The organism is Streptomyces sp. NPDC014882 (genome assembly GCF_043081325.1).
Classification (GTDB): Bacteria; Actinomycetota; Actinomycetes; order Streptomycetales; family Streptomycetaceae; genus Streptomyces.
Map to the genome: position 1 here is coordinate 1 of NZ_JBIBWL010000009.1, position 12,023 is coordinate 12,023.

General features: G+C 71.8%; 10 protein-coding genes. 5 read left to right on the plus strand and 5 right to left on the minus strand.

Annotated features, from left to right (window positions below; genetic code table 11):
* Nucleotides 1–362: 362 nt before the first annotated feature.
* On the plus strand, nucleotides 363–1,871 hold the full coding sequence (locus ACF09K_RS20905) for an FAD-dependent monooxygenase (RefSeq protein WP_392245565.1): 1,509 nt from the start codon (nucleotides 363–365) through the stop codon (nucleotides 1,869–1,871).
* Nucleotides 1,872–1,963: 92 nt separating this feature from the next.
* Here ACF09K_RS20905 and metF read toward each other — a convergent pair whose 3' ends face one another.
* Nucleotides 1,964–2,872 carry a methylenetetrahydrofolate reductase [NAD(P)H] gene (gene metF / locus ACF09K_RS20910; protein ID WP_392245567.1) on the minus strand — a complete coding sequence of 303 codons (909 nt, stop codon included), beginning with the start codon at nucleotides 2,870–2,872 and terminating at the stop codon, nucleotides 1,964–1,966.
* Nucleotides 2,873–2,942: 70 nt separating this feature from the next.
* On the minus strand, nucleotides 2,943–3,926 hold the full coding sequence (locus ACF09K_RS20915) for a carbohydrate kinase family protein (RefSeq protein ID WP_392245569.1): 984 nt from the start codon (nucleotides 3,924–3,926) through the stop codon (nucleotides 2,943–2,945).
* A 271-nt stretch (nucleotides 3,927–4,197) separates the two neighbouring features.
* Between ACF09K_RS20915 and ACF09K_RS20920 the strand changes: the two genes are divergently transcribed.
* Nucleotides 4,198–4,500, plus strand: coding sequence for an Ada metal-binding domain-containing protein (locus ACF09K_RS20920; RefSeq protein ID WP_392245571.1), 303 nt, complete (start codon nucleotides 4,198–4,200; stop codon nucleotides 4,498–4,500).
* Nucleotides 4,497–5,027 carry a hypothetical protein gene (locus ACF09K_RS20925; RefSeq protein ID WP_392245572.1) on the plus strand — a complete coding sequence of 177 codons (531 nt, stop codon included), beginning with the start codon at nucleotides 4,497–4,499 and terminating at the stop codon, nucleotides 5,025–5,027. Before ACF09K_RS20920 ends, ACF09K_RS20925 begins: the two co-directional genes overlap by 4 nt.
* Before the next feature lie 826 nt (nucleotides 5,028–5,853).
* On the opposite strand, the gene ACF09K_RS20930 is transcribed toward ACF09K_RS20925, so the two are convergent.
* Nucleotides 5,854–7,005 (minus strand): RDD family protein, encoded by a 1,152-nt coding sequence (locus tag ACF09K_RS20930; protein WP_392245574.1) that lies wholly within the window; start codon nucleotides 7,003–7,005, stop codon nucleotides 5,854–5,856.
* A gap of 210 nt (nucleotides 7,006–7,215) precedes the next feature.
* Between ACF09K_RS20930 and ACF09K_RS20935 the strand changes: the two genes are divergently transcribed.
* Entirely contained in the window at nucleotides 7,216–7,527 is a 312-nt protein-coding gene (locus tag ACF09K_RS20935) for a trypco2 family protein (protein WP_392245576.1), read from the plus strand.
* Between the two features lie 62 nt (nucleotides 7,528–7,589).
* Entirely contained in the window at nucleotides 7,590–10,484 is a 2,895-nt protein-coding gene (locus tag ACF09K_RS20940) for a hypothetical protein (RefSeq protein ID WP_392245578.1), read from the plus strand.
* A 216-nt stretch (nucleotides 10,485–10,700) separates the two neighbouring features.
* Here ACF09K_RS20940 and ACF09K_RS20945 read toward each other — a convergent pair whose 3' ends face one another.
* Nucleotides 10,701–11,369: a nucleotidyl transferase AbiEii/AbiGii toxin family protein gene (locus ACF09K_RS20945; RefSeq protein ID WP_392245580.1), complete on the minus strand. Its 669-nt coding sequence runs from the start codon at nucleotides 11,367–11,369 to the stop codon at nucleotides 10,701–10,703.
* Nucleotides 11,370–11,374: 5 nt separating this feature from the next.
* Complete coding sequence (locus tag ACF09K_RS20950; protein ID WP_392245582.1) at nucleotides 11,375–11,767, minus strand: hypothetical protein; 393 nt, start codon at nucleotides 11,765–11,767, stop codon at nucleotides 11,375–11,377.
* Nucleotides 11,768–12,023: the final 256 nt, after the last annotated feature.

Sequence of the window (12,023 nt, forward strand, 5' to 3'; positions counted from 1 at the left end):
CCGACCCCAAGCCCTACATCTGGACGAAGACCGCGGACGAGATCCTCGAACGTCTCGCCAACTATCTGAACAGAATTCCTGACTCAGAAGACTAGGGCGTGTCCGACACGTGCCCGCGGCGTCGCGGTGTCCGGCACACACGCTCGCGGCGTCGCCGGAACGCCTCCGTGGCTCCGCCACGAGGACGCTCCGGCGCCTTGCGGCCGCACGCACCGGACACCGCTCCTTCTCCCGCGTTCACGTGTCGGACACCTCCTGGCCGGCGTCCGCCGGCGCAACCCGTCGGCGCGGGCCGGTGTTCCTCCTGACGTACCGCATCCGAACGGATGCTCACCGTGTCGTCCACCACCCCAGGAGCCCCGATGCCGAACAGCCCAGCCGTGGACACCCAGGTCGCCGTCGTCGGCGGCGGGCCCGTCGGCATGCTGCTCGCCCGGGAACTGGCCCTGCTGGACGTACGCGTCACCGTCCTGGAGAGGCTGCCCGCGCCGACCGGCGAGTCGAAGGCGGGGACACTGCACGCCCGCACCGCGCAGACCCTGCACCGGCGCGGACTCCTCAAGGCCGTGCAGCCCGGACCGCCCGCCCCGCCGGTGGGCCGCGGCCCCGTGCCGTTCCACTTCTCCGGCATGTTCGACCTCGACCTGAGCACGGTCGTCACCGAGGGCCCCGTGATGGTGGGCAGCCCGCAGGCATGGGCGCAGGAGGTGTTCGCGGCCGACGCCGAACGGCTCGGCGCGCGCGTCCGGCGCGACCGCGAACTCGTCGGCCTCGACGAGGAGGCCGACGCGGTACGCCTGACCGTACGCGACTCCCGGGGCGCCACGGAGACCCTGCGCGCCTCCTGGGTGGTCGGCGCGGACGGCGCCCGCAGCGCCGTGCGCAGACTGACCGGCATCCCGTTCACCGGCACGCCCGCCCGCGTCGGCGCCCTGATCGGCGAGGTCCGCCTGCTGGACCCGGCGCGGGTGCCGCAGGGCTGGCAGCGCAACCCGCGGGGCTGGACCCTGGTGTGGCTCAACCTGTTCGGGCGCAGCCGGGTGTGCACCTACGACTTCCGCGGCCCGCACCCGGACCGGCAGGCGCCCGTGAGCCTGGACGAGTTCCGGGCGGAGGTGGAGCGGATCGCGGGCCACCCGGTGCCGATGGACTCACCGAGCTGGCTCACCCGCTTCAGCGACGCCGCCCTGCAGGCCGAGCACTACCGCCTCGGCCGGATCCTGCTGGCCGGCGACGCGGCGCACGTCCACTTCCCGGCCGGCGGCCAGGGCGTCAACCTCGGCCTCCAGGACGCCGTCAACCTGGGCTGGAAACTCGCCGCCGAGGTGCACGGCTGGGCGCCGCCCGGACTGCTCGACACGTACGAGACCGAGCGCGCGCCCGTCGCCGAGGCGGTCCTGGAGAACGTGCGCGCCCAGGTGGCCCTGATGGACCCCGACCCCCGCATGGACTCGCTGCGCACGCTGTTCGCCCGGATGATGCACTTCGACGACGTCAACCAGTACCTCGGCGGCATGATCAGCGGTGTCGACGTCCGCTACGACACCGGCGGTCCCGGCGACCCGCTGGCCGGCCGCTTCGCCCCCGACGTGCTGCTGAAGACCGGCGACTCGGTCACCAGCCTCGCCGAACACCTGCACGGCGCACGGCCGTTGTTGCTGCTGCTGACCGACTCGGAGGAACTCCTCGAGGTCGTCGAGCCCTGGCGCTTCCGGGTGGACGTGGTGACGGCGACGGCGGTCGAGCAGATCGGCACGGACGCCCTGCTGGTGCGGCCCGACGGGTACATCGCCTGGTCGGCCCTGGGCGAGCCCGGGGACGCGGACGCGCTGGCCGGGGCGCTGGGATGCTGGTTCGGGGACCCCGCGTAGGCGGCGGGGCCCCCACGGCGGCCGTCACGGCACCGTAGGGGCCCCGGCCCTCCCGGCGGATCGCTCGCCCGGCGACCGGGAAGACGGTGGACTCAGCGCGGACTCACGCTCCTGGCCGCGCCGCCGGCGTACGCCGGCCGTACGTTGCGATGGATGTCGAGGGCCGCGGTGGACTTGTTGAGCGTGATGTAGTGCAGGCCGGGTGCGCCTTCGGCGAGGAGGCGTCCGGCCATGGCCGTGGCGTGCTCCACGCCGATCCGGTGGCCCTCGGCGGCGTCGTCGCGGGCGTTCTCGAGCCGGTGCGCGAGGTCTTCGGGGAAGGCCGCGTGGGACAGTTCGGCGAAGCGGCGGATCTGACGGACGTCGGTGGCCGGCATGATCTCCGGGACGATCGGGACGTCACAGCCGGCCGCGGCCACCCGGTCGCGCAACCGCAGGTAGTCCTCGACGCGGAAGAACATCTGGGTGACGGCGTAGTCGGCGCCCGCCCGGCACTTGGCGACGAAGTGCCGGATGTCGCTGTCCCAGTCCGGCGAGCGCGGGTGCATCTCGGGGAAGGCCGCCACACCGATGGTGAAGTCCCCCAGCGAGCGGACCAGTTCGACCAGTTCCCGGGCGTAGGTGAAACCGGCCGGGTGCGGCGTCCAGGGGCCGTTCGGATCGCCGGGCGGATCACCCCGCAGCACCAGGACGTCCCTGATCCCCGCGTCCGCGTACTGGCCGATGATGTGCCGCAGTTCGGCCACCGAGTGCCCGACGGCTGTCAGGTGGGCGACGGGCCGCAGGGTTGTCTCGGCGGCGATGCGCCGGGTGACCTCGACGGTCCGCTCGCGCGACGAGCCGCCGGCGCCGTAGGTGACGGACACGAACGTGGGGGAGAGGGACTCGACGCGGCGCACGGAGTCCCACAGGGCACGCTCGCCCCCGTCGGTTCTCGGCGGGAAGAACTCGAACGAGAACGAGGGAACGCCGCTCGCCAGCGCCTCGCGCAGGGAACTCATGGACGGCCTCCCGCGTGGACGTGGCCGGCCGCGACCACCCCGCGGGCGGCCGGTTCCTCCCGCGGCCCGCTCATGACAGCCCCGCCAGGCGCGGCTCCATCTCACGGGCCGCGTCGTGCCCGTACGCACGCTCGACGCGGTCGATCAGATCCGCCGCGAGCAGCTTGTACTCCTGCGTACCGACCGTCTCCAGGACGACCGACGCCAGTGCGCAGCCGAGCTGCGCCGCCCGCTCCTCGGGCCAGTCCCAGCCGAGGCCGGCGAGGAACCCGGAGCGGAACGCGTCCCCCACCCCGGTCGGGTCGGCGATCTTCGCCGTGGGGACGGCGGGCACGTCCAGCCGGGGCAGACCGCACCGGGCCAGGGAGACGCCGTCCGCGCCCCGGGTGGTGACCCACGTACCGACGCGTTGCAGGATCTCCCGTTCGCTCCAGCCGGTGCGCTCCCGCAGCAGGGCGGACTCGTACTCGTTGGTGAACAGCAGGTGCGCCCGGTCCACGAGGCGGCGCGCCTGGGCGTCGTCCAGGCGGGCGAGCTGCTGCGAGGGATCGGCGGCCAGGCGGGTGCCGGTGCGCCGGGCGGCCTCGGTGTGGCGCAGCATCGCCTCCGGGGCGTCGGCGCCGACGAGCACCAGGTCGAAGCCGCCGCAGCGGTCCGCGACCGCGGCGAGGTCGATCTTCGCGGCGTCCGCCATGGCGCCGGCGTAGAAGGTGGCGATCTGGTTCTGCGCCTCGTCCGTCGTGCACACGAACCGGGCGGTGTGCAGCGTCTCGCTGATCCTGACGGAGTCCGTGTCCACCCCGGCGGCGCGCAGCCAGGCACCGTACTCGGCGAAGTCGGCGCCCGCGGCACCGATCAGACGCGGGGTCAGTCCGAGCCGCGCGAGACCGAAGGCGATGTTGGCGGCGACACCGCCGCGCCGCACGTCGAGACGGTCGGCGAGGAAGGAGAGGGACACCTGTTCCAGCCGGTCGGCGATCAGTTGGTCGGTGAACCGACCGGGGAAGGACATCAGATGGTCGGTGGCTATCGAGCCGGTCACGGCGATTCGCACGACGCTCTCTCCTTGAACCCGGGGTCGAAGGGTGCGGCCCGGTGCCCGGCGGCCGGGTCGCGCGGGGCGCCGGGGACGGGCCCCGGCAGCGGGGAACCGCCCCGGCACGCAAGCCTGCCGCGCGCCGCTGAAGCGCCGCTCGAAGCCGCCCGCTGTCCGCCGCCGCCCGCTGTCCGCCGCCGGTCGCCGCCCGCCGCTGTCCGCCGCCGGCCGCGAGGCAGACGTCCGGATACCGCTGGTACGACCGTCCGGGATGATGCACAGTGCCTTCATGGACGGACGACGGCTGGACGGTGCGGCCCTCGCGGCGGCGCCCCGCGGATACACGCTGACCGGCGGCGACGGGCGGCCCCGCCGCAGCGACGTGGCCGGCCGGTTCGGCGGCTACCGGCGCGGACGGATCTACGGACGGCTGGACTGCCCCTCCGCCCTGCGGCACATCGCCCGCGGGAACTACGTGCGCCACCGTGTGTTCTTCGCGGACGAGGCGACCGCCGTCGCCGCGGGATACCGGCCGTGCGCGGTCTGCCTCCCCGAACGCCACCGGGCGTGGCGCACGGGGGAGCCGTCGTGAACGAGCCCTCTCCCCGGCTGCTCCCGGAGACCCTGTCCGACTACGCCCCCTGGCCGGTGGCCCGGCCGCACACCGCCCGCGAACTCGCCCGGCTGCTCGCGCTGCTGGAGGGCTGCGGGTTCCGCGGCGGCAGCGTCGCGCTGGGACACGGCCGGGACGCCGCGTCGAAGGACGCCGCCGCCGCGTTCGCCGACGCCTGGCAGAGGAGCGGCGGACAACTCGCCGCGGTGGCCGACTGGCCGGAGGACGCCGCCTCGTGGCTGCGCCAGGCTCGCCGGCTGACCCGTCCCGAGCCGGACGCCTGGGTGGTGGCCGCGGGGGCGGCCGGCTGGGTCCAGATGAGCCGCCGGCTGCGGCACAGCACCGACTGGGACCCGCGCCGCACCTTCGGCTTCGCGTCCGCCGGCGACTCGCGCGTGGTGACCGCCGCGGGCCCGGGAGTGCTGGACGGGATGCGCGGCGCGACGGCGGACGGCAGGCTGTGGACGATCCGCCGGGGCTGGGTGGTGGAGTCCGACGCCGAGTGACCGCCGGCCGGGCGCGGGGGAACGGATTCCCCGTTCCCCCTCCACTCCTCCTCCGTTCCTCGTGCGCCGCGGTCTCGTCGCGGGAGGTCTCCTCGAGGATGCCGACCCCGCGTTCCCGCCCGGCGGCCGACCCGGTCACGGTGAACCGGGCGGCAGAGGAATCCCACAGGCACGACCGAACCCCTCCCGGCTCGCAGGCACGCAGGTCAGGAGGGGGGACAGCGGTGTAGATCCTGACGGCTCCCAGATGCCCCGGGAGGGACCGGGGAGCGCGCTGACCTGCCGTGATGGGCATGTGATGGCTGCTGACCTGCGTGAATGATCTTTTGGTCTTTTCGCGCTCGTGCCGGTCGATGAGGCTGGAAGTCCCAGAGAAGTCCCAGGGGACTCCCCCTGCTGACGTGCGTCTTTCGGCTCTGTACGTCCGCGCGGGATCGTCGGCGCCTCGTTTTCGACGAGAGCACTGCAACCTTGACGTCGAGCGCCTGGCGCTCAGCCGATGCCGTGCGAGACCGCGGGGTCCTGATGATCGACGACACCCGTCGGCTCCCTCGCCGGCTGGCGCACGTCGGCTCGGGCATCGTGGCCGGCGCCGGTTTCCTCGGCACGGAGGCGACCGGTGCCTGCGCCGCCCGCGGCATCCCGGTCACCGTCGTGGACACCGCCTCACCGCTGGAACGCGTCCGCGGCGGCTGCCTGCCCGCCGCGATCACCGCACACGCTGCGGCGCGCCGTATCCGCTTCGCGCAGTCCACCGGCCTCGTCACCCGACCGGCGATTCCGTCAGCGGTGTGGTACTGCCTGACGACCCTCACGCCGGGAAAACTCAGTCCCTTCGGTGGATCGGTGGATGAGGTACCCCCGGGGGGTGCAGGGGACGCGGGGGGTGCAGGGGACGCGGGGGGTGCGGGGGACGCGGGGGACAAGGGACGGGGGTGCCGGGGGCGGCGAAGCCGGGGAGAGGGGGGTGGGGTGGAATCGGGGGCGTGTCTTCGCGGTGTTTGCGGGTGGTGGTGGGGGTGCCGGGGGCGGCGAAGCCGGGGAGAGGGGGGTGAGGCGGGACCGGGGGCGTGTCTTCGCGGGGCTTGCGGGCGGCGGCGGCCTTGGCACGGTCGAACGCAGCCCGGCCCTTGTTCGCCGCAGCGCGGTTCAGTTCGGAGCCGACGACTCGCCGCATGGTCTCGTGTCCGGCGATCCCCTGCCCGCCGTCCTGGGCGTTCCGGACCGCGTTCTTCCAGGCTGCCCGGCCATCACGGGCCTTGGTGAGCCCCAGGTCCATCGTCTGGGAGAGGCCCTGCCGTGTGGCGCCCCAATCAGGCGTGGGCAGCGTGATGTTGTCGACGGTGGTGCCGGCCAGGCGGTCGGCGAGGGAGCGCCTGCGGCCTCGGAGGGCGGGGACGCCATTGGCCCAGAAGACGGTCACCGCGACCATCCAGCACAACACCGACAGCGCGACTGAGCCGCTGACCAGCACGCAGCAGGCCACCGCGAAGCAGCCGACGTCGGCCAGCGTGGTGACACCGGCTCGGATCGCGGCCCGGCGAGGCCCGAGGACGCCGGGCTCAGTGGGGGAGACGCGCAGGCCGACCAACAGCTTGCCCACTGTGCGGTTGGTCACCACGAGCGCCGTGAAATGGTAGGCAAAGGTGATGAGTACCAACGCGACGAAGGCCTGCTGGACGGCACTCACAGCGGAGCCCCAGACGTGGTCCCACACCTGCTCGGTGGCATCGAGAGGGTGACCTCCCGAGGTGAGAACCTCCCAGGCGCTGCTGCCGACCAGCTCGGTGGTGTCGGTCATCTGCGCGCTGATGCGATCGAAAGTGAAGGAGCCCAGAAGCACGGCCACCACGACCGCGAGGGCGAAATCGATCAGCCAGGCCATGATCCGTCGACTGGCCCCAGGCATATGCGGCCCGTCGGCTAAGACGAATTCTCCGGATGCTCCTGTCCTCGCGGACCTCGAATAGCGAGACATGCACGCCCCCGTGATGAAGAGTCAGCAGGCAAGAGCCGACAGCCACACGTTAGCGCAGCCTCATGGCGTCGGGCAGGTGCGCATGGGCAACGGGAACCGGACGCGGACCGGGGTGCGGTCGTGCGCCGTACAGGGAAGATCGGTGTTTGCTGGTTGTGGCCCCCGGGGAGATCGGGACCGGATACGGTTCGAATCGAGGGGGTAATCGACGTGCCGCAGGAACCGTGGGCCGAGCTGGGGGAGACCATCAGCGTGATTCGCGCCGAGTTGCAGAGCGCCATGGAGACGGGCAAGGAGGAGTCGCTGAAATTCAGGACCGGGCCGGTTGAACTCGAGTTCACGGTGGAGGTCAAGAAGGACAGTGGAGTCAGGACCAGAATCTTCGTTCTTCCGTGGACGGTTGAGGCCCAGGGTGCTGCAAGTTCCAGTCGGAGCCATCGTGTCAAGCTCACTCTGCAGCCGGTCGACGGCGACGACAACGATCTGAAGATCTCCGCCGACTCCCCGCAGCGTCCGAAATAGCGCGTAATGGCGCGTACGGTCCGTGTGGAGACCAGCTCGTCTGGTGAGGGGCAGGACGGGGGATGGACCAGGCACGGGTCATGGAGATCTGGAATCCGGTCTCGAAGAGGTCGGGCAGCGGGTACCTGATCGGTGACCACGTGGTGCTCACTGCGCACCACGTCGTGGCCGGAGTTCCCCTGCGCGGCGGCGTGGAGGTCCGGCAACTGGATCCGGAGGGTGGCACGGACTGGACGGCCGCCGAACCGGTGTGGCTGCCGGAAGCAGCGGCTCCGGGGGTGCTGCCGGACGTGGACGGTGCGCTGCTGCGGATCACCGGGCCGAACTGGCGACCGCCGGTGACTCCCCCGGTGCGCTTCGGGCGGGTCGTGGGCAAGCACCGGTTGCCCTGCCTCGGACTGGGTTTTCCCGACGCGGTGACACGTCCCGGCCACGCACGGGACACCATGCCCATACGCGGACATGTGGACCCGTTGCACGGCATGAAATCGCGGATGACGACGGTGCAGGTCGACGAGGGCATCGTGCCCAGCCGCTCCGGCTGGAGCGGCAGTTCGGGGACCGGGCTACTGTGCGGACCGCACCTGATCGCGGTCGTGACCACGGAGAAGAGCTTGGCCCCCGGCGTGCTGGAGGCCGTTCCCGTCAGTGCTCTCGCCGAACTGCCGGGATTCGAGCAGACCCTGAACGCCCACGGCGTCCACTTCGTCACCGAGGACATCGACGGGGCGCCTCCGGATCCCGACGACGAGCCGGACTACACGCCGATCGCCATGCCTCCGCCCTCCTTACGGCACCGCCTGAGGAAGCTGCTGGCGCCCGCAGCGGCAGGGACGACGACCCTGGCGCTCTTGGCGCTGTCCCCGCCCTCGCCGGGGGTCGCTTGGCCGGTCGGGTCGGCACTTTCCGGTCTTCTGGCCGGGTGGAGTATGGGTTGGTTCCGTGGCCCGCGGTCGGCGGGAGACGGTCGGGAAGCCGCCGTCGGAAAGCTGCGGGAGGCCGTTCGAGCAGAGGTGGGGCGACGTCGCCGGCAACTGCTGGGCAACGACAACAAGGCCATCAACGTCACTTTCGTCACCCTGCCGCAGGACGGCAGGGACGCGGACAGGGCGTGGCCGCGCGGTGATTTCGACGGCATCGCCCGTTACCTGGACGCCCTCCGGCCCCAACGCCTGGTCATCACGGGCGGTCCCGGCTCGGGCAAGACGCTCCTGGCTTATGAACTCGTTCATCGGTTGCTCGCCCGTAAGCACTACAACGGTCCGGTTCCGGTCCCGGTCGACCTGTCGGGGTGGGACACCAGCGTGATGTTCGCCGACTGGTTCAGCGCTCGCCTGGGTCAGGAGTATCTGGGCGGTTCCGAGACCAGGGCACGGGACTTGTTGGCCTCCGGCCGCGTCATGCCGGTCCTGGACGGCCTCGACGAGATGGACCCCGCGGACGGCGCGCGGCCCAGGGCCGTCGCCGCACTCGCCGAGTTCAACCGGTTCTCCGGGCCGTTGGTTCTGACCTGCCGTTCGGACGAGTACGCCGGGCTCAGCCGCGCCGGTCAGCGTCTGCTGGACTGTGCGACGGTGCGGATCGAGAGGGTCCGTCCCGTCGACGGCTGGCGGTTCCTGGACGGGCGGACGAGGGACAGGGCCCGGCTCGCCGAGTTGGAACACGATCTCTGCGCAGCGGGAACGGCCATGGGAGCGGTGCTGTCCTCACCCTGGATGCTCACGCTGGCGTCGCTGGCCTCGCAGACGGAAACCGGAGCCGCGAGACTCCTTGCCTTCATCGGGACGCCGGCCTCGGGTGGCCGAGCGCAGGAAGAGTTACGGGCGACCTTGCTGGAGGAGCTCATTCCGTCCTTGTGCGAGCCGGATCCGGCCGACCGGCGCCGGCGGTACCAGGCGGAAGCCGTGACCCAGTGGTTGCGGCTGCTCACCGCGGGCCTGCGCGGCGGCCACGGGGCACCAGCCGACGGCAGCGGCGCCGTCATGCCGTCCCGAGACCTGGCCATCCACACGCTGTGGCCGGTCGCGGGGCCGCGCAGCGCCCGCTACGCCGCCGCGGCGATCACCATGGCCTGCTGGCTCCCCGCCCTGTTTTCCCTGGCGGTCTGCCTCCACCGCAACCACGCCCTGCCCCTGCCCGGCGCAGTGCTGCTCGCACTGCTGATCCCTGCGCCGCTGCTGTCAGCCTGGAACGCACGCGCACGGTACGTCGAACCCCGCCGCATCCTGTTCCAGCGGCTTGGCAGCAGACTCGGCTGGAGCCGGGTATGTCTGGGGGCCACACTGGGCGGCGTCCTCATGCTGCCGCTGACGCCCGTGTTCGGTCCGGGTTTCGCGTTGGCCGCGGGGACCGGTTCCGCCGCAGTCTTCGGCTTCGGCCTGGCGCTTTCGGTGCGGGCGGACATCGACCGCCCTCATCTGATGGCCGTCAGCATCCCGACCGCCCTGTCGGTGGCAGCGGGGGCGGGATTCCTCGTCGGCCGACTCGGCGATTTCATCGGGCTCATCGCGGGATGCGGTGCCGGAGCGATCGGGTTGGCGGTGGGGGTACCTGCAGGGCTGCGCGCAGCTCGGCGCAACAATGGCGGAGAGCCGGACCCGGATCCGCCCGGGGTGCCAACGCCGCTGTCTCCCTTGCGCAATGACGTGATGGCAGGAGTGGTGTCCGGCGTCGTCGTCGTGGTACTCACGCTCTACGCGACGCTGTGCGTCGAGTGGTTGCGGGTTCCCTGGCCCTTCGCTGTCCTCACGGCCCTGGCCTGCGGTCTGGCTGCCGGGCCCGGTTTTGTCGCAGTCACCGGTCGCCAGTACCTCGGGCTGCTTCTGGCCATGCACGGAAAGCTGCCGTGGCGCCTGACCGCATTCCTCCGCTGGTGCCACGAACGCGGTCTGCTGAGGTCAGCCGGCACCGTCTACCAGGTACGTCACGACGAACTTCTTGAGTGGCTCCGGCGCTGACCCCTGTCGGCGCACCCCGCTTCGGCACGCGGCGTGGTGACAGCCCGCCACCGGCCTCCGGTCTGCGCAGTCAGGACCGGGACGGCGGTCCCCCGGGGTCGAACGCGACCGGGAGACCAGTGAGGCCCCGTCGGCAGGCGCAAGCGCGGCTGCCAGGTGTCCGACGCCGGGTGGAGTACGAGTCGGCCGGGGGTTGTCGCTCTGGTTCGGACGTGATTACTCGATGTCCGGATCATCGGCTTCTTCGAGGAGACGGGCCGCGAGGTCGTCGGCCCACTCCACGGCCCAGGCGCGGAGAGCGGTGATGGTGGCGTCATCGAGCCCGTAGGCGGCGAAGGCTTCGTCGTCGGTCCACTCGGCGCCGGTGAGGTTCGACTGCAGATCCTCGCGCTCGAAGCGGCCGCGGGCGTGGCGGCGGCCGAACTCCTCGAGCTCGGCGTTGGTCCAGCGGCGGGAGGCTGCGAACACGTCGATCAGGTCGCGGGGCGCTCCGCGGTCGGCGAGGGCACGGACTTTGGTCCCGATCACGTCCTCCTCCGCGAGGACGGGTCCGTACGGGCTCTGGGCGACGGGCCGCCAGAAGATCTCCTTGAGGATGTCGACCTCGCACTCCTGCCCGGTGGCCGCGTCGGACACGCTGAAACGGGCGGACAGCGGGGCGGTCTCCAGGGCGTGCACCTTCCAGCCGCGGGCTTCCAGGCCGGCGCGGAGCGTGGCTGCGATGTCGGCCATGGGTGCCGGGTTCTCGGTGGCGACATCGAGGTCCTGGCTGGGGCGATTCACGAGGCGGTGCGCCCGCACGGCATATCCGCCGGTGAGGACCAGGGGATACGGCGAGCCGAGCGCGATCACATCCGCCAGGAGCCGCGTGTGCAGCTCCGGCATGTCCGTCACGCGGCTGCCCGGCTGCCGGAGGCGAGCTGGGGGAAGGCGTCTTCCCACACCGTGCGCACGGTGCGGCCGACGAGGGTGCGCAGCACCGGCCACATCTGGAGGAGAAGATCCCGGTTGAGGAATTGGGGCAGATCGTCGCGCAGGCCCTCGTGCAGGACAGTGCGGTACAGGCCCATGCGCTGACGAGGCTTGCTCATGTCGTACGAGGTCATCCCCGACCAGGCCATGTGCAGCGGCAGCTCCACGACCCCCTGGGTCGGGCCGCGCAACTGGTCCAGCGACTCCGGTAGACGCCGCCGGAACTTCTCCCGGTACAACGCGAGATCCTCGGCGACCGCACCCGAGAGGCCGCTCGGAGCGGGTGCGGGATGCTGTGTGCTGGAGGCCATGACTCCATTATGGCGGCCGGCAAGCTGTGCGGGCACATGATGTGCGAGCTGACGTCTGGAGTGGGTAGCCGGGACCTGTGGTGCAGGGTCATTGAGAAGTGATCTTGTGTCCGGGGTCGTCATGCCAGGCCGAGGGTGGTGAGGGGCGGCAGGTGGTCTCGGGCAGTGTGGCGGAGGGCGGCGGTGATGTTGGTGTGGCTGTTCTGGCGGTGGATGCCGATGGCGAGGTTGCGCAGGCCGGCCATGACGCGGGGCA

What these genes read in the sequence shown, in the direction of transcription:
- metF (WP_392245567.1), bottom strand. Translation starts at nt 2,872, where the DNA reads ATGAGTTCCCTGCGCGAGGCGCTGGCGAGCGGCGTTCCCTCGTTCTCG.
- ACF09K_RS20930 (WP_392245574.1), bottom strand. Translation starts at nt 7,005, where the DNA reads ATGTCTCGCTATTCGAGGTCCGCGAGGACAGGAGCATCCGGAGAATTC.
- ACF09K_RS20945 (WP_392245580.1), bottom strand. Translation starts at nt 11,369, where the DNA reads ATGCCGGAGCTGCACACGCGGCTCCTGGCGGATGTGATCGCGCTCGGC.
- ACF09K_RS20940 (WP_392245578.1), top strand. Translation starts at nt 7,590, where the DNA reads ATGGACCAGGCACGGGTCATGGAGATCTGGAATCCGGTCTCGAAGAGG.
- ACF09K_RS20950 (WP_392245582.1), bottom strand. Translation starts at nt 11,767, where the DNA reads ATGGCCTCCAGCACACAGCATCCCGCACCCGCTCCGAGCGGCCTCTCG.
- ACF09K_RS20905 (WP_392245565.1), top strand. Translation starts at nt 363, where the DNA reads ATGCCGAACAGCCCAGCCGTGGACACCCAGGTCGCCGTCGTCGGCGGC.
- ACF09K_RS20920 (WP_392245571.1), top strand. Translation starts at nt 4,198, where the DNA reads ATGGACGGACGACGGCTGGACGGTGCGGCCCTCGCGGCGGCGCCCCGC.